Here is a 15,541-nt window from a genome sequence, read left to right as displayed (position 1 = left end):
TTCGTGTAGCTTCCTGCCCCCCGAGGGGGCCGCTGCGCCTGCGGACTGGCGAAGCCAGATCCGCGGCCCCGGCTTGAATTGAATACCCTGTCGCCCCGGCGTACAGCTCCCCGCGAGGCAATGAACGATGTTTGAACTGATCCTGCTGGCCCCCGTCGACGAAGTCGAAATCCTTAGCGAGGCGCTCGACGCGCTCGACGCGCTCAGTGTGTCGGTGGAAGATGCCGACGCGCAGACGCCGGCCGAGCAGGCTTTGTTCGGTGAACCCGGCATGCCGCCGCCCAGGGCGGGTTGGGAGCGTTCGCGTATTGTGTCGCTGTTTGCCACCGAAGTCCTGGCGCGTGATGCGGCTGAGGTGCTGGCTGCCCAGGATTTTTTTGCAGGCTGCAGCGTGGTCGCTGTTCAGCCCGTGCCGGAACAAGACTGGGTGCGTCTCACGCAGTCACAGTTCTCGCCAGTCGACATCACCCCTGAATTCTGGATCGTGCCTACCTGGCATGAGCCGCCCGTCGAGGCCCGGCAGGTGATTCGCCTGGACCCGGGCCTGGCCTTCGGTACCGGGACTCACCCCACCACACGCATGTGCTTGCGCTGGATTGCAAGCCAGGGCTCCGCCGGTAAAAATCTGGGCCGCGTCCTGGATTACGGCTGTGGCTCGGGCATCCTGGCCATTGGCGCTGCGAAGTTCGGCGCACGGGACATCGATGCCGTCGATATCGACCCGGCTGCCGTTGAGTCGACGCGCGCCAATGCTGAAGCCAACCATGTGGCACTCAATGCCGGGCTCCCGGAGAAGGCGTCTGGCAAATATCAGACCGTGCTGGCCAACATCTTGGCCACACCGCTGAAAGTGCTGGCACCGCTGCTGTGCGCACATGTCGAAAAGGGCGGCCATCTCGTGCTGGCCGGCATTCTGGATCGCCAGGCGGATGAACTGAAGGAAGCGTATTCACCCTATTGCCAGCTCACCGTGCATGATGCGCAAGAAGGCTGGATTTTGATGACCACCGGCTTCTGAGCCGGCTCCCTCCCGCGCATGGCGGTTTTCAGGCCGCCAGCGGGGTCACGCCCCTACAATACAGCGCTAAATGAGCCTGATTACGCGCTGTCCCGCATGTGGCACGATGTTCAAAGTCGTGACCGACCAACTCAAAGTCTCACAGGGCTGGGTGCGATGCGGGCATTGCGCTGAAGTCTTTGATGCGTCCGCGCATCTGCTGCCGCGTGACATGGCATCGCCCATGCCGGCCGTACCGTTTGGGGTCGCGGACACCGAACCCATGCCGCTGCCGGAATTTGTCCCTTCCGCGCCGGCGCCGCCAGTCGTGGCTGTTGCCGCTGCCGCGGACTCGCAGGAATGGGCGCCGGCCAGGTCCTTTGCCGACCGGGTGCCGCTAAGGCCTTCCAGCACGGGCCCTGCCGATGCGCAGGACAGCGCGGCTGATTTTGACCCTGTGCGCTGGAAGCGGGCTCAACAGGAACGCCAGCAGGATCCGATGGAACTGCCGGACAGCGTGTTGCCGGATGAGCCGCCAGCCCGCCGGCCGGTGATGGTGCGTCCGGCGGTCGATGATGATTCCAGTTTTGCCTTTTCGGACGTGGATTCCGGCATGCCGGATTCGCGCGTGGAACACGATGTGTCTTTTGTGCGGGAGGCCAGACGCAAGGCTTTCTGGAAACGGCCGCTGACACGGTGGACCATGGCCTTGTTGTCCCTGCTGCTGCTGGCCCTGCTGGTCTTGCAGTGGGCCGTCCAGCAAAGGGACACGCTGGCCGCGCTGGAGCCCCGGCTCGTGCCGGCGCTTCAGGGCATTTGCGGCCAGTTGCGCTGTGACATTCGTGCGCCACGGCATATCGAGTCGCTGGTCATAGACAGCTCCACCTTCAACCGCATCGGGCCTGATGCCTACCGCCTAAGTTTTACGCTCAAAAACACGGGTGTGACGCTTCTGGAAATGCCGTCCCTGGAAGTGACCCTGACCGATTCGCAGGACCAGGCCGTGGTGCGCCGCATCCTGGCACCGGCGCAGTTTGGCGCCAAATCATCGACCCTGGCCGCCCGCTCCGAAGTGCCGGGCCTGGTCATCATGAAAATATCCGCTGATGCGGACGCTGCTGCAGCAGCGTCACCGCCGTCTTCCGCGCCGGCGGCTCCCTTGCGGGTGGCCGGCTACCGTGTCCTGGTTTTTTACCCCTGATTGAAACGAGAGAACTGAATGTCTGCTGTGATTTGTGGCTCCCTGGCGTTTGACACCATCATGACCTTTGAGGGCCGTTTTTCGGAGCAGATCCTGCCCGACCAGCTGCATATCCTGAACGTGTCGTTTCTGGTGCCGGCGCTGCGCCGCGAGTTTGGCGGCTGTGCCGGCAACATTGCCTACAGCCTGCAGCAGCTTGGCGGCAAGCCGCTGCCAATGGCCACTGTTGGGAGCGACGGCGCCGAATATGTAGAGCGCATGAAGACGCTGGGCATCAGCACGGAATTTGTACGGCAGGTGGGCGACACCTATACGGCCCAGGCGATGATCATGACCGACCGTGACAACAACCAGATCACGGCTTTTCACCCAGGCGCCATGATGCAGGCCCACATCACCCGCATTGACGCACGCGATGACATCAAGCTGGGCATTATTTCGCCGGACGGGCGTGATGCCATGCTGCAGCACGCCGAGCAGTTCAAGGCGGCCGGCATTCCGTTTGTTTTTGATCCGGGCCAGGGCCTGCCGATGTTTGACGGCAAGGAGCTTTCGCATTTTGTGGAGCTTTCGACCTGGGTGACCGTCAACGATTACGAGGCCAAAATGCTGTGCGACCGCACGGGCCTGTCCTGCGCCGAGTTGTCCCGACGAGTGCAGGGCCTGGTGGTGACGCTGGGTGCAGAGGGTTGCGAAGTCTGGATTGGCGGCGAGAAAACCCTGGTCCCGCCGGTGAAGGCCGAAACAGTGGTCGACCCGACGGGATGCGGCGATGCTTTTCGCGGCGCTTTGCTGTTTGGCCTGGAAAAAGGCTGGGCGCTGGACCGCTGCGCCGCGTTGGGTAACAGGGTGGGCGCACACAAGATCGCGACACGCGGTGGTCAGAACTACACGCTGAGTTCAGAACAAATCGGCGATTGAGCGCGACAGGACGGGCGCAACCAGCTATCAAATTAGTAGCGGGCAGCGAATCTCCCTTTCTTCTCTTTCTCGCGGTGCCTTACGCGGGACTATGGCTCGCGGTGGCCCAGTGCTTTCAGCCATTCATTCCACGCAGCCTGGCTTGCAACTGCGGCGCTGACGCGCAACTGCTTGCGCCTTGAAGCCTCTCCGCGGGTCAGCGTGACCGCCTGCTGCGGAACGCGGAGACAACCGGCCAGCCATTTCACCAGGGCCTGATTGGCTTTGCCTTCCACGGGCGGTGCCTGCAATCGCAGGCGCAGCGCCTGCTGGCCGGCCTCTCCATGCAGGCCCATCATCTCGGTTTTGGCGGCGTTGGGCACCACATGGATGTCGATCAGTACGTCCCCATTCTTTTCCCGTCGCAGAAAAGGAAGTTCAGGCAACGCGGGGAGCGATTTCATGGGCTGGAGTGGTCCGGCGGCGGTAAACAGGGGCGGCGATTATGGGCGGCCTCAGGAACGGGCCAGCCATGAAAAAAGCCCGACACCTTTCGATATCGGGCTCCAAGCAGAAATACCTTACTGCTTACGGCTTGCTGGCTGTTGGAAACGGCCAGGCAGCTTGCGGGTTCAGAGTAGTCTGAGCCGCAGGGGCAGCCGCTGCAGCGGGTGCTTTCGCAGCTTTGGCAGCAGGTTTTTTCGCGGCTTTCTTCGCAGCGGGCTTTTTCGCTGCTTTCTTGGCGGCAGGCTTCTTCGCAGCGGCTTTTTTCGCCGCTGGTTTCTTCGCTACCTTTTTCGCGGCCTTCTTGGCTGCCGGCTTTTTCGCAGCGGCTTTCTTCGCCGCTGGCTTCTTGGCCGCTACCTTCTTGGCTGCTGGCTTTTTCGCTGGCGATTTTTTCGCAGCTGGCTTCTTAGCCGCTACTTTTTTCGCTGGAGCTTTTTTAGCCGGAGCTTTTTTCGCTGCTGCTTTTTTCGCAGGAGCCTTCTTAGCCGCTACTTTTTTCGCAGGGGCTTTCTTTGGAGCAGCTTTTTTAGCCGCAGTTTTTTTCGCAGTTGCCATAGTTTTCTCCTTGATCACGTTGCAAAGAGCACTTCACGGTTGGAGTACGTAAAGCGATTCACGGCGTTGGGCCCCGGATAAACCGGTCCCAGCGCCGCGAACACAGGAGCAATGCCCAACGCGCACTCTTCGGTGCTGTCATTGGTCATTGCAATTCTTGAAATCATTGGTCGCTTGTCTCGCGTATTTTTCTTGTCAATCAATCCCAGGAAAGGGCACCACCGGACTGGTACTCGATCACACGGGTTTCAAAAAAGTTACGCTCTTTTTTCAGGTCGATCATTTCGCTCATCCATGGGAACGGATTCTCCTCGTTGGGGAAGAGAGTTTCAAGTCCGATCTGCGTGGCGCGGCGATTGGCAATGTAGCGGAGGTAGCCTTTGAACATGGACGCATTGAGGCCGAGCACGCCGCGCGGCATGGTGTCTTCGGCATAGCGGTATTCCAGTTCGACGGCTTTCATGAACAGGGCTTTGATCTCGGCTTTGAATTCTGCGGTCCAGAGATGGGGGTTTTCCAGTTTGAGCTGGTTGATCAGGTCGATACCGAAGTTGCAGTGCATCGACTCGTCACGCAGGATGTACTGGTACTGCTCGGCGGCACCTGTCATTTTGTTCTGGCGGCCCAGGGCCAGAATCTGTGTGAAGCCCACGTAGAAGAACAGGCCTTCCATCAGGCAGGCAAACACGATCAGCGACTTGAGCAGGGTCTGGTCGGCCTCGGTGGTGCCGGTCTTGAAGTGGGGGTCGGAGATCACTTCAATGAAAGGAATCAGGAACTGGTCCTTGTCCTTGATGGATTGCACTTCGTTATAGGCGTTGAAGATTTCGGCTTCGTCCAGGCCCAGCGATTCAGTGATGTACTGATAGGCATGGGTGTGGATGGCCTCTTCAAAAGCCTGGCGCAGCAGGAACTGGCGGCATTCGGGTGCTGTGATGTGGCGGTAAGTGCCCAGCACGATGTTGTTGGCGGCCAGCGAGTCGGCGGTCACGAAGAAACCCAGGTTGCGCTTGACCAGGCGGCGTTCGTCTTCGGTCAGGCCGTTCGGGTCTTTCCAGAGCGCGATGTCGCGTGTCATGTTCACTTCCTGCGGCATCCAGTGGTTGGCGCAGGTGGCGAGGTATTTTTCCCAGGCCCACTTGTATTTGAACGGCACCAGCTGGTTGACGTCGGTCTGACCATTGATGATGCGTTTGTCGGAGGCCTTGACGCGTTGCGCCTTGGCGGGTGCAGCGGCAGGCGTAGAAGGTGCTGCAGCTTGCACAGGTGTGAACGCGCCGTCGTTGAGCATGCGCACTTGCGCCTGGGGCTGCTCGGCAGTGTTCAAAGAAAGAGGCGGAAGTTCCATCGAGCGGCCTTCAGGCAAGCCGCTGTTGTGAGATGTTTGCAAAGATGGTTTGACTTCTTCGTCCCAGGTCAACATAGAGGTTTCCAATACTTTGGGATTATGAAAGCAGCGATACAAAATGAAAAGTGTTCATTCACATCGCTACAAAATTGTGTTGCTCAATTACATCGAATCGTGCGATGAAGCTCAGCGCACGATTCGACTTTTTATTGGCAGGCCTCGCAACCGGGGTCATCGATTGCGCAGAACTTGATGTCGGTCGCAGGTGATGCACTCATCTGGGCCTGAGCTGCAGCGGCGGCCGCTTCAAGCGCGCTCATGCCGCCGCCCGAAGTTGCCGTGCCGGAAGAAACCGAGTTCATTTTTCCGGCCGTCACAGTCGACTTCTCGGCATGAGTAGCGCTTTGCGTGCGCAGGTAGTAAGTCGTCTTGAGGCCCCGCAGCCAGGCCAGTTTGTAGGTGTCGTCGAGCTTTTTGCCCGAAGCGCCCGCCATATAAATGTTGAGCGACTGTGCCTGATCAATCCACTTCTGGCGGCGCGCTGCCGCTTCGACAATCCAGGAAGTTTCAATCTCAAACGCCGTGGCGTAGAGCGCCTTGACGTCCTGCGGCACGCGATCGATCGGACGCAGGGAGCCGTCAAAGTGCTTCAGATCCACCACCATCACGTCGTCCCACAGCCCGAGGCGCTTCAGGTCGCGGACCAGGTAGTGGTTGATGACCGTGAATTCGCCGGACAGGTTGGACTTGACCGACAGGTTGCCGAAGCAGGGTTCGATACAGGCATCCACCCCGATGATGTTGGAGATGGTGGCTGTGGGCGCAATGGCCACGCAGTTGGAATTGCGCATGCCGTCTTTGGCAATCTTCTTGCGCAAGGCGTCCCAGTCAAGGCTGGCGGAGCGGTCGACTTCCACATAGCCACCGCGCTGCTCGGCCAGCATGTCCAGCGTGTCCAGCGGCAGGATGCCCTTGTCCCAGAGTGAGCCTTTGTACGTGGCGTACTTGCCGCGCTCTTTGGCCAGTTCGGTCGACGCCCAATAGGCGTGGTAGCAGACGGCTTCCATGGACTTGTCGGCGAACTCGACGGCTTCCTGGGAAGCATAGGGAACACGCAGTTCATACAGGCAGTCCTGGAAACCCATGATGCCCAGGCCCACAGGGCGATGGCGCATGTTGGAATCACGGGCCTTTTTGACGGCGTAGTAGTTGATGTCGATCACGTTGTCCAGCATGCGCATGGCCGTGGTGATGGTCTTTTTAAGCTTCTCGTGGTCGACTGCGCCGTCTTTCAAGTGCTGGACGAGGTTGACCGAGCCCAGGTTGCAGACAGCGGTTTCGGTGTCGCTGGTGTTGAGGGTGATCTCGGTGCACAGGTTGGACGAATGCACAACGCCGGCATGCTGCTGCGGCGAGCGCACGTTGCAGGCGTCCTTGAAGGTGATCCAGGGATGGCCGGTTTCAAACAGCATGGACAGCATCTTGCGCCACATGTCGGTGGCCTGCAGCTTGCGGGATGGCTTGATCTCGCCGCGCTCGGCCTTGGCTTCGTAGGCGGTATAGATCTTTTCGAAGTCTTTGCCGAACTTGTCGTGCAGGTCGGGCGTGTCGGAGGGCGAGAACAGCGTCCAGCTGCCCTTTTCCATCACGCGGCGCATGAAGAGGTCGGGAATCCAGTTGGCGGTGTTCATGTCGTGCGTACGGCGGCGGTCGTCGCCGGTGTTCTTGCGCAGTTCCAGGAACTCTTCAATATCCAGGTGCCAGGTTTCCAGGTAGGCGCAGACGGCGCCCTTGCGCTTGCCTCCCTGGTTAACCGCCACGGCGGTGTCGTTGACGACTTTGAGGAAAGGCACAACGCCTTGTGATTCGCCGTTGGTGCCCTTGATATGAGCGCCCAGGGCGCGCACAGGCGTCCAGTCATTGCCCAGGCCGCCGGCAAATTTGGACAGCAGGGCGTTTTCCTTGATGGCGTCGTAGATGCCGCCCAGGTCGTCGGCGACGGTCGTCAGGTAGCACGACGACAGCTGCGAGCGCAGGGTGCCGGCGTTGAACAGGGTGGGCGTGCTCGACATGAAGTCGAAGGACGACAGGATTTCGTAGAACTCGATCGCGCGCTCTTCACGGTTGATCTCGTTGAGCGACAGGCCCATGGCCACGCGCATAAAGAAAGCCTGTGGTAGCTCAATGCGCTGCTTGCGCACGTGCAGGAAATAGCGGTCAAACAGGGTTTGCAGGCCGAGGTAGTCGAATTTCAGGTCGCGCTCGGGCTTGAGCGCGGCTCCCAGGCGGGTCAGGTCGAACTGCTGGAGCTTTTCGTCGAGCAACTCGTTTTGCACGCCCTTGGCGATGAACTGCGGAAAATACTCGGCGTAGCGAATCGCCATGTCTTCCTGGCTGACTTCTTCACCCAGCACTTCGCGGCGGATGGTGTGCATCAGCAGGCGTGCGGTGGCGTAGGTGTAGTCAGGGTCTTTCTCGATCAGGGTGCGCGCTGCCAGGATGGACGCCTTGTAGACCTCGTCAATGGGCACACCGTCATAGAGGTTGCGCATGGTTTCCGCAACGATCGGGTCGGGCTTGATATCCGCGCCCAGGTTGGCGCAGGAGGCTTCAATCAACGCCTGCAGGTTGCGAATGTCCAGCGCGACGCGGTTGCCGCGGTCGGTCACATGGATCAGCGGTGCCGCGGGCGCCTGGGTTTGCGGCTGGCGTGCGCGCTCCTGCGTGCGCTTTTCGCGGTACAGCACGTAAGCGCGGGCAATCTCGTGGTGGCCGCCGCGCATCAGGCCCAGCTCGACCTGGTCCTGCACGTCTTCTATATGAAAGGTTCCACCGCCTGGGCGCGAACGCATCAGGGCGCGGATGACCGCCTGGGTCAGGCCGTCAACCGTTTCTCGGACGCTGGCCGAAGCCGCACCCTGCGTGCCATGCACGGCCAGGAAAGCCTTCATCATGGCCACGGCGATCTTGTTGGGTTCGAACGGCACCACACCGCCATTGCGGCGGATGATCTGGTAATGGGCGAGCGGGTTGCTTTGCGCGTTGGTATCGCCGGTTGCTGGGTTGCTTGCCAGAACGCTCGACGTGACGGGCACCGCGTGTTGTGCAGTTTGCATGACTTCCTCTTTGCTTTGTTTTATGGTGGTTTGATGCGCTGTTCGGGGTCTCTGGATACATTGAGGTATTGCACAGGTCTATCAACCTGCTCCTTCATTTCCTGACCCGAATTACATCAAACTGAATTAGGGCTTAGACACTATACCTAGGGTATGGAGGGAATACAAGCCACTACAGGTAGTGTATCGCTGACTAAATGCACCGTTACGTTTTGTGGCTTTTTGGGCCCCATTCCAGACGACTCGATCAGGGCTTGATGGCGGCTCGTTCAACTTCGCTGAAAGCCTGATGCCATCAGGCTTGCGAAGCTGATGCAGCGCTGTGGCGCGACTTTTCGCGGGCTTTTGGTTGGGAGCGCCGGTCGCTGCTGGCGCGGTAAAAATAACCGGAAATTTCGACAGCGAGACGCACCGCAATGGTGAGCGCGTCAGGGTGCGCTGGTCACATGATTTCGGGAAAACACCTAGCTGGTGACGACAGCGATTTTTGCAGCAGAGGCCAGTTGAAGCCAGGGCCCGGGTCCTGCTTGCGGCCGGGTGCAATGTGCTCGTGCCCGGCGATATGCTCGATGGGATAGCGCTGCAAAAGCGAGGCGCATAGCCCGGTCAGGGTTTCATATTGGGACGCTTCAAAGGTATCCCCTTCAAGGCCTTCCAGTTCAATGCCGATGGAATCGTCGTTGCAGTTGGTGCGTCCGCGGTAGCTGGATTCCCCGGCATGCCAGGCACGGTCGTCACCGCTCACAAATTGCCACAGCGCGCCGGTTCGGGCGATGAAAAAGTGCGATGAAACCTGCAGGCCGCGAATGCCCTGAAAGTAAGCGTGTGCCTCCCAGTCGAGCTGGTTGGTGAAAAGGCGCTGGACGTTGTCATTGCCGAACTCACCTGGCGGCAGGCTGATGGAGTGGATGACGATCAGGTCGATTTGCGTACCGGGAGGGCGTGGGCCAAAGTTGGGCGAAGCCAGTGCGCGTGCATAGCGGTACCAGCCGTTTTGCCACAAAGGCCGGGGAAGGGCATTGGGCCTTTCAGGCGGGGTCATCGGCAGGGTCAAGTCCGTCGGCCAGGTCGTCATTGCCCGGCGTGGCGATATTCAGGCGTGCAATGCGGTAGCGGATCTGCCGCAGGCTCAAACCCAGCCTCGCGGCGGCGGCCGTGCGATTGAAGCCGGTTTCCAGCAAAACCTTGGTCAGGATGTTTCGCTCTTGCCCATCCAGGTAATCCTGCAGGTTTTCCGGGACGGGGACATGTTCTTCGGCCGGCGCATCAAAATGCAGTGCGCTTCCTTCGCCGAGCGCCACCGCCCGGTGCAGGATGTTTTCCAGCTCCCTGACATTGCCGTTAAAGGGCCTGGACTGCAGCTGTTCCATCACGGCGTCCGTCAACTCGGGCATCTTGAACCCGGACTCCTGGCAGATTCTTGACAGCAGGGCAGTGCAGAGTGCCGGCAAATCCTCCCTGCGTTCGCGCAGGGCCGGCACGGCAATTTCAATCACGTTGAGCCGGTAATAAAGATCCTGGCGGAATGTCCCTTCCTGGGCTTCCGCCGCCAGGTTTTTGTGTGTTGCGCTGACGATGCGCACGTCCACGGTATCTTCTTGCGGCGAACCCAGCGGCCTGACGGTGCGCTCCTGGATAGCGCGCAGGAGTTTGGATTGCATGGCCAGCGGCAGGTCGCCGATTTCATCGAGAAACAGGGTTCCGCCCTTGGCTGCCTGGAAGTAGCCTTGCCGGTCCTGCGCTGATCCGGTATAGGCACCCTTGCGTGCACCGAAAAACTCCGCTTCGAGGAGGTTCTCGGGTATGGCGCTGCAATTGACGGCGACAAAAGGCCCTGCCGCACGGTGGCTGCAGCCGTGTACGGCGCGTGCAACCAGCTCCTTGCCGGTGCCCGACTCCCCCTGAATGAGGACGGGCGCCATGCTCCCCGCCACCTTGACGATACGCGACTTGACGGCGCGCATGACGGCCGATTCACCCACCAGTTTTTGCAGAATCTGGGCGCCGTCCCCGGTTTTTTTCTGGCCGGAGGCAGAGGTCCCGTGTTCCGGTGCACTTCGATCGCTTTTGGCCTGTTGTGCCGGATGCTTGGCGCCCTGCACAGCTGATGCCACCACACTGCGGAACTGTTTGAGGTCGACCGGTTTCGTGAGGTAGTCAAACGCGCCGGCCTTGAGGGCTTCTACCGCATTTTCGGCCGAGCCGTGGGCCGTAATCACCACGCACCGTTCGGGTCTTTGCTGATCTACCATGTCGCGCAGCAATTCGAGGCCAAGGCCGTCTGGCAGGCGCATATCGGTGATCACGGCATCAAAGTGATGCGCCTTGAGCTGTTCGCGGGCCTGCAGCAGGTCACCGGCCGCCTCCACCCGATACCCTTCCCTGAGCAGCGTGAGCTCATACAGGGTGCGCAAATCCGGTTCATCGTCAATGACAAGGATGCGTGCCTGCTGGGAAACGGGAATGGGGGTGTTCATGGTTTTCAGGTTGGCATTGTGGCAAAAGAAGCCGCAGGCAAGGTCACAGACGGGCCGGAAGGTGCGAATATGACAAAAAATTCGTTTCCATCAACGCCGCTGCGCTGCACGCGCTGGTAGCCGATCAGGGCGCCATAGCGTTCGCACAATTCACGGCAGATGTACAGGCCCAATCCGCTGGAGCGGCTTTCAGAGGAGAAAAATGGCTCGAACAGGTGTGTCTGCACGGTTTGCTCCATGGGCTGGCCATCGCTCCATACAGACAGACGGGCCTGCCCCGGCGTAACAAGCTGGGTGGAGACTTCAATCGCCTGCGAAGACGTGCTGGCATAGCGCAGGGCGTTGTCCAGGAGGTTGACCATGAGGCGGCGCAAATGCTCGGGCTCAAAGCACACAACGGCGTTACCCGAATCTGCCGTGATCTTCATGCGTTGGGATGCCGCAGTCTGCCCTGCCCAGTCCGTGGCAACCTTGTGAGCGGTTTCGTCCAGTGCCAGAGTGGTGGTTTGCGGCGAGGGCAGGTGTGCCTGGGCACGTGAAATGTTCAATACCTCATCGACGATTCTGGCGAGACGCTGTGCATTTTGCCGGATCATTCCGGTGAGCTGGCGGTGCGGCTCGTCCTGCAGGTCTTCTTCCAGCAGGGCATTGGCCTGAGAGATCGCCGCCAGCGGATTCCTGATTTCGTGCGCCACTGCGGCCGACATGCGTCCCATGGCGGCCATCTTCTCGGTCCTCACGCGGGCTTCCATTTCACGGAGGTCTTCCAGGAACATCACACAAAGGCTTTCATGGGTGCCGTTTTTTGAGGCGGCAAGGCGGGTGCGCACATGAAGCCGCCGGGTATTGCTGTCCGGATATTCAAGGCTGATGTCCGCTTCCTGGGGGGTTTGCGTGCTGAACGTGCTGTGCATCAGCTCCGCCAGGGGTGACCAGGCCGCTTCCATGACGAGGATGAAAGGCGCGCTGCGAACTGAACCCCGGGCTCCCAGCAGACGCCTGGATGCCGGATTGGCCGACCGGACGATGCCGTTGATATCAACCACCAGCACACCGTCGGCCAGGGTTTCAATGACCAGTTCGTTCACCTGCGTCTGCATGCGCGCGGCGGACTGGCTGCGTTTTGCCAGCTGTTCTTCACGGGCCAGCCGCAACGCCAGGTGGTTTGCAAGCAGCGCAACCAGGAAAAAACCGGAACCGCTCAAGCCCGACTGAAGGAATCGTGCATTGAAATCGCCCAGCACCTGGAGTGAGCTCCACCAGGCGTCGGCCAGCAGCAGCAACGTCACGCTGGCAGCGGTTCCGAAGGCCAGCAAAATCGGCCCGAGGATGGAGGCGAGGAGCACCGGCAGGGCAAACAGCGGCGTGTAATTGATGCCGCTCGATTGCAGGACATTGAGCGTTGAGAACGTGATGACGTCCACGCCGATGGTCAATGCCCACTGTGCGTCAAAGGTACTGCCCGGCGGCCGCGGCTTGGCCCAAACCCGCACGGCCAGCGTGGCGCACAGGTAGGCTATGCATACCGCGATGGACCAGCGGTTGGTGATGTTGCCCAACGCGTAGATAACCGCCTGAAGGATGACGAGCACCGTGGCGATGGCAACGCGTGCCGTCATGAAGACACGCCACAAACGGCCAAAGGAACCCAGTTCGGGCACGCTCTCCCACGCGCCTGATGCCTTGCCCCCCGTTTCAAACCAGTGGGATGGCGTGCTCATTGGGGCCTGCTAACACTATGTTTGCAAGATGCGTTGCGCTCCTCACCCAGACTCCCGGTCTGGGATTCGTCGCGCGCCTTGATTGGCACCGTTTTCACCCCATTCGCATTTGTAAACATAGTGTTAGCAGGCCCTAGTCTCCTGCCTGGCGGCGATGCGCGTCACTGCAATAAATCCCCTTGCCGCCTGTCAGGGCGTCGGACTTCGGCAAATGCACGTGGCAGACATCGCATGCGATCATCTCCGCAACGGCCGTTTCGCGGCCCGGTGCCTGGCGGGGGTGGGCAGCCGCCGCATCGTTTCTTTCCGTATCGCGGTTGTGGCGCCAGAGCCAGAAAACCACCAGCACGAATCCCATGACCAGAAGGTATTTCATGCCCGCCTCAGAATGACTTCAAGTACAAAGCGCGAACCGGCGTAGCCCAGCAGCAGGAGGCCGGAGCCCAGGTACAGCACACGGACGGCCTTGCGGCCACGCCATCCGAGGCGGGCCCGGCCGATCAGGAGGCCGGCAAACGTCAGCCAGGCCAGGACCGAAAACACGGTTTTATGGTTCCATTTCCAGGCCAGGCCGGGCCCGTAGAGTGTTTCGGCAAATAGCCAGCCTACAAACAGCGTGGCCGACAGTAATACAAAGCCGGCCTCCACGAAGCGGAAGGTGAGCCGCTCCAGCGTCAACAGCGGCACACCCGCATCGGTTTGTGCGGCCAGCCGGATGGAGCGCTCGGAGCGCGTCATCAGCCAGCCGTGCACTACTGCGGCAGCAAACAACCCATAAGACGCAATGCCCAGGGCCCAGTGCAACGGCAGCCAGGGGGACGCGATGGCGTGATAGGTGGTACCGGGGAAAATGACCGTCAGGATGACAGCTGCGCTGCCCAGCCCTGCCAACGTCCAGTGGGCCTGGAGTTGTGGAAACAGGCGGCTTTCGATGGCGTAAACGGTCAGCACCAGCCAGACTGTCATGGACAGCGCCGGTGCAAAGCCGAAACGGGGGGGCTCGCCCAGCAGGCCGTCGGCCAGCGCCAGCGCGTGCAGCAGCCAGGCCGCCAGCAGCAGGCCGCGGATGGCGGTGGGGCTCAGGCGCGGGGAGGCCAGTGCCAATGCAGCGTAGGCGACGGCAGCACCGGCTGCCGCTGCAAGACCCCACCAGTCGCTCAAAGCTAAAATCATGGCTAGAGTTTAGCCTTTACTGCCTCTTTTTCCCCTTTCGGGCAGCCTTGCGCTGCAGCCTTTCTTTTCCACCTAACTGCGCCGCGTTCGTGGCGCCTTCCCATGGCCTCAGCTCTTACCGACAAGTTATCCCGTCTCGTCAAGGAAATGCGGGGCCAGGCCCGCATCACCGAATCCAATGTGCAGGACATGCTGCGCGAGGTACGCATGGCCTTGCTGGAGGCCGACGTGGCGCTGCCGGTGGTGCGCGACTTCATTGCCCGGGTCAAGGAAAAAGCGCTGGGCCAGGAAGTGATGGGTTCTCTCTCGCCGGGCCAGGCGCTGGTGGGCATTGTCAACAAGGAACTCGCCGCCACCATGGGCGAGGGCGTGAGCGATATCAACCTGGCGGCCCAGCCGCCGGCGGTCATCCTGATGGCCGGCCTGCAGGGCGCGGGTAAAACCACCACCACTGCCAAGCTGGCCAAGCACCTGATTGAAAAGCGCAAGAAAAAAGTGCTGACGGTCTCAGGCGACGTCTACCGCCCTGCCGCCATCGAACAGCTCAAGACGGTGACCAAACAGGCCGGCGCCGAATGGTTTCCGAGCACGCCCGACCAGAAACCGGCCGACATCGCACGAGCCGCCATTGACTACGCCCGCAAGCACTTTTTTGATGTGCTGCTGGTCGATACGGCCGGCCGGCTGGCCATTGACGAAGCCTTGATGGCCGAAATCAAGGAGCTGCACGCGATCCTGAACCCGGTTGAAACCCTGTTCGTGGTCGATGCGATGCAGGGCCAGGACGCGGTCAACACCGCCAAGGCGTTCAAGGAGGCCTTGCCGCTCACGGGCATCATCCTGACCAAGACCGACGGCGATTCGCGCGGCGGCGCGGCGCTCAGCGTGCGCCAGATCACCGGCGCACCCATCAAATTCTCCGGTACCAGCGAGAAGATCGACGGCCTGGAGGTGTTCGATGCCGAGCGCCACGCCGGCCGCATCCTCGGCATGGGCGATATTCTGGCGCTGGTCGAGCAGGTGGCCGCCGGGGTGGATATGGCCTCTGCCCAGAAGCTCGCCGCCAAGATCAAGTCCGGCGACGGCTTTGACCTCAACGACTTCCTGAGCCAGTTGCAGCAAATGAAGAACATGGGCGGGCTCTCCAGCCTTCTGGAAAAGCTGCCCGCACAAATGGCGGCCAAGGCCGGCCAGGTCGACATGGACAAGGCTGAAAAAGACATCAAGCGCAAGGAAGGCATCATCCAGAGCATGACGCCGCTGGAGCGCCGCAAGCCCGAACTCATCAAGGCCACCCGCAAGCGCCGCATTGCCGCCGGCTCCGGCGTGCATGTTCAGGAAGTCAACCGCCTGCTCAATGAATTCGAGCAGATGCAGGGCATGATGAAGAAGATGAAGGGCAGCGGGATGATGAAAATGATGAAACGCATGGGCGGCATGAAAGGCATGCCCAAGTTTTGATCAATTCGCTGTTTAAGGGGGGAAATGGCTGCCGCCCAATAAGGACGGGCGCAACCAGCTCCTGAATTAATAGCGTCCACCTGTC

At 60.6% G+C, this 15,541-nt stretch carries 14 protein-coding genes; 4 read left to right on the top strand and 10 right to left on the bottom strand.

The features are described from left to right. The first annotated feature begins 127 nt into the window (after positions 1-127). From prmA to AC1D11_RS12415, 3 genes are all read left to right on the top strand, one after another. On the top strand, positions 128-1,018 hold the full coding sequence (prmA, locus tag AC1D11_RS12425; protein WP_477649069.1) for a 50S ribosomal protein L11 methyltransferase: 891 nt from the start codon (positions 128-130) through the stop codon (positions 1,016-1,018). A 106-nt stretch (positions 1,019-1,124) separates the two neighbouring features. Further along, a complete protein-coding gene (locus AC1D11_RS12420) occupies positions 1,125-2,198 on the top strand; it encodes a zinc-ribbon and DUF3426 domain-containing protein (RefSeq protein WP_477651248.1) in 1,074 nt (357 codons plus the stop codon). Between the two features lie 18 nt (positions 2,199-2,216). After that, positions 2,217-3,119 (top strand): carbohydrate kinase family protein, encoded by a 903-nt coding sequence (locus tag AC1D11_RS12415; RefSeq protein ID WP_477649067.1) that lies wholly within the window; start codon positions 2,217-2,219, stop codon positions 3,117-3,119. An 89-nt stretch (positions 3,120-3,208) separates the two neighbouring features. On the opposite strand, the gene AC1D11_RS12410 is transcribed toward AC1D11_RS12415, so the two are convergent. The 10 genes from AC1D11_RS12410 to AC1D11_RS12365 form a co-directional block, all read right to left on the bottom strand. After that, positions 3,209-3,562 (bottom strand): DUF167 domain-containing protein, encoded by a 354-nt coding sequence (locus AC1D11_RS12410; protein ID WP_477649066.1) that lies wholly within the window; start codon positions 3,560-3,562, stop codon positions 3,209-3,211. 124 nt (positions 3,563-3,686) lie between these two features. Continuing rightward, a complete protein-coding gene (locus AC1D11_RS12405) occupies positions 3,687-4,160 on the bottom strand; it encodes a histone H1-like DNA-binding protein (RefSeq protein WP_431098248.1) in 474 nt (157 codons plus the stop codon). Positions 4,161-4,174: 14 nt separating this feature from the next. Beyond that, a complete protein-coding gene (locus AC1D11_RS12400; protein WP_477649065.1) occupies positions 4,175-4,309 on the bottom strand; it encodes a hypothetical protein in 135 nt (44 codons plus the stop codon). 50 nt (positions 4,310-4,359) lie between these two features. After that, positions 4,360-5,583, bottom strand: coding sequence for a ribonucleotide-diphosphate reductase subunit beta (locus tag AC1D11_RS12395; protein WP_477649064.1), 1,224 nt, complete (start codon positions 5,581-5,583; stop codon positions 4,360-4,362). A 131-nt stretch (positions 5,584-5,714) separates the two neighbouring features. Continuing rightward, positions 5,715-8,624 carry a ribonucleoside-diphosphate reductase subunit alpha gene (locus AC1D11_RS12390; protein WP_477649063.1) on the bottom strand — a complete coding sequence of 970 codons (2,910 nt, stop codon included), beginning with the start codon at positions 8,622-8,624 and terminating at the stop codon, positions 5,715-5,717. 442 nt (positions 8,625-9,066) lie between these two features. Continuing rightward, entirely contained in the window at positions 9,067-9,666 is a 600-nt protein-coding gene (gene ampD, locus AC1D11_RS12385) for a 1,6-anhydro-N-acetylmuramyl-L-alanine amidase AmpD (protein ID WP_477649062.1), read from the bottom strand. Further along, positions 9,653-11,101 (bottom strand): sigma-54-dependent transcriptional regulator, encoded by a 1,449-nt coding sequence (locus tag AC1D11_RS12380; protein ID WP_477649061.1) that lies wholly within the window; start codon positions 11,099-11,101, stop codon positions 9,653-9,655. Before AC1D11_RS12380 ends, ampD begins: the two co-directional genes overlap by 14 nt. A 5-nt stretch (positions 11,102-11,106) precedes the next feature. After that, the gene (locus AC1D11_RS12375) at positions 11,107-12,822 is read right to left on the bottom strand and encodes a sensor histidine kinase (protein ID WP_477649060.1); all 1,716 of its coding nucleotides are present in this window, start codon (positions 12,820-12,822) and stop codon (positions 11,107-11,109) included. A 133-nt stretch (positions 12,823-12,955) separates the two neighbouring features. Next, complete coding sequence (locus tag AC1D11_RS12370) at positions 12,956-13,198, bottom strand: PP0621 family protein (RefSeq protein ID WP_477649059.1); 243 nt, start codon at positions 13,196-13,198, stop codon at positions 12,956-12,958. Continuing rightward, positions 13,195-13,995 (bottom strand): cytochrome C assembly family protein, encoded by an 801-nt coding sequence (locus AC1D11_RS12365; protein ID WP_477649058.1) that lies wholly within the window; start codon positions 13,993-13,995, stop codon positions 13,195-13,197. Before AC1D11_RS12365 ends, AC1D11_RS12370 begins: the two co-directional genes overlap by 4 nt. A 102-nt stretch (positions 13,996-14,097) precedes the next feature. Between AC1D11_RS12365 and ffh the strand changes: the two genes are divergently transcribed. Further along, on the top strand, positions 14,098-15,456 hold the full coding sequence (gene ffh, locus AC1D11_RS12360; protein ID WP_457281060.1) for a signal recognition particle protein: 1,359 nt from the start codon (positions 14,098-14,100) through the stop codon (positions 15,454-15,456). The last annotated feature ends 85 nt before the right edge of the window (positions 15,457-15,541 follow it).

The sequence above is a fragment of the Polaromonas sp. P1_E11 genome, assembly GCF_056405995.1.
Note: the sequence above shows the minus strand (reverse complement) of the source record. Positions and strands in the feature narration are given on the sequence as shown.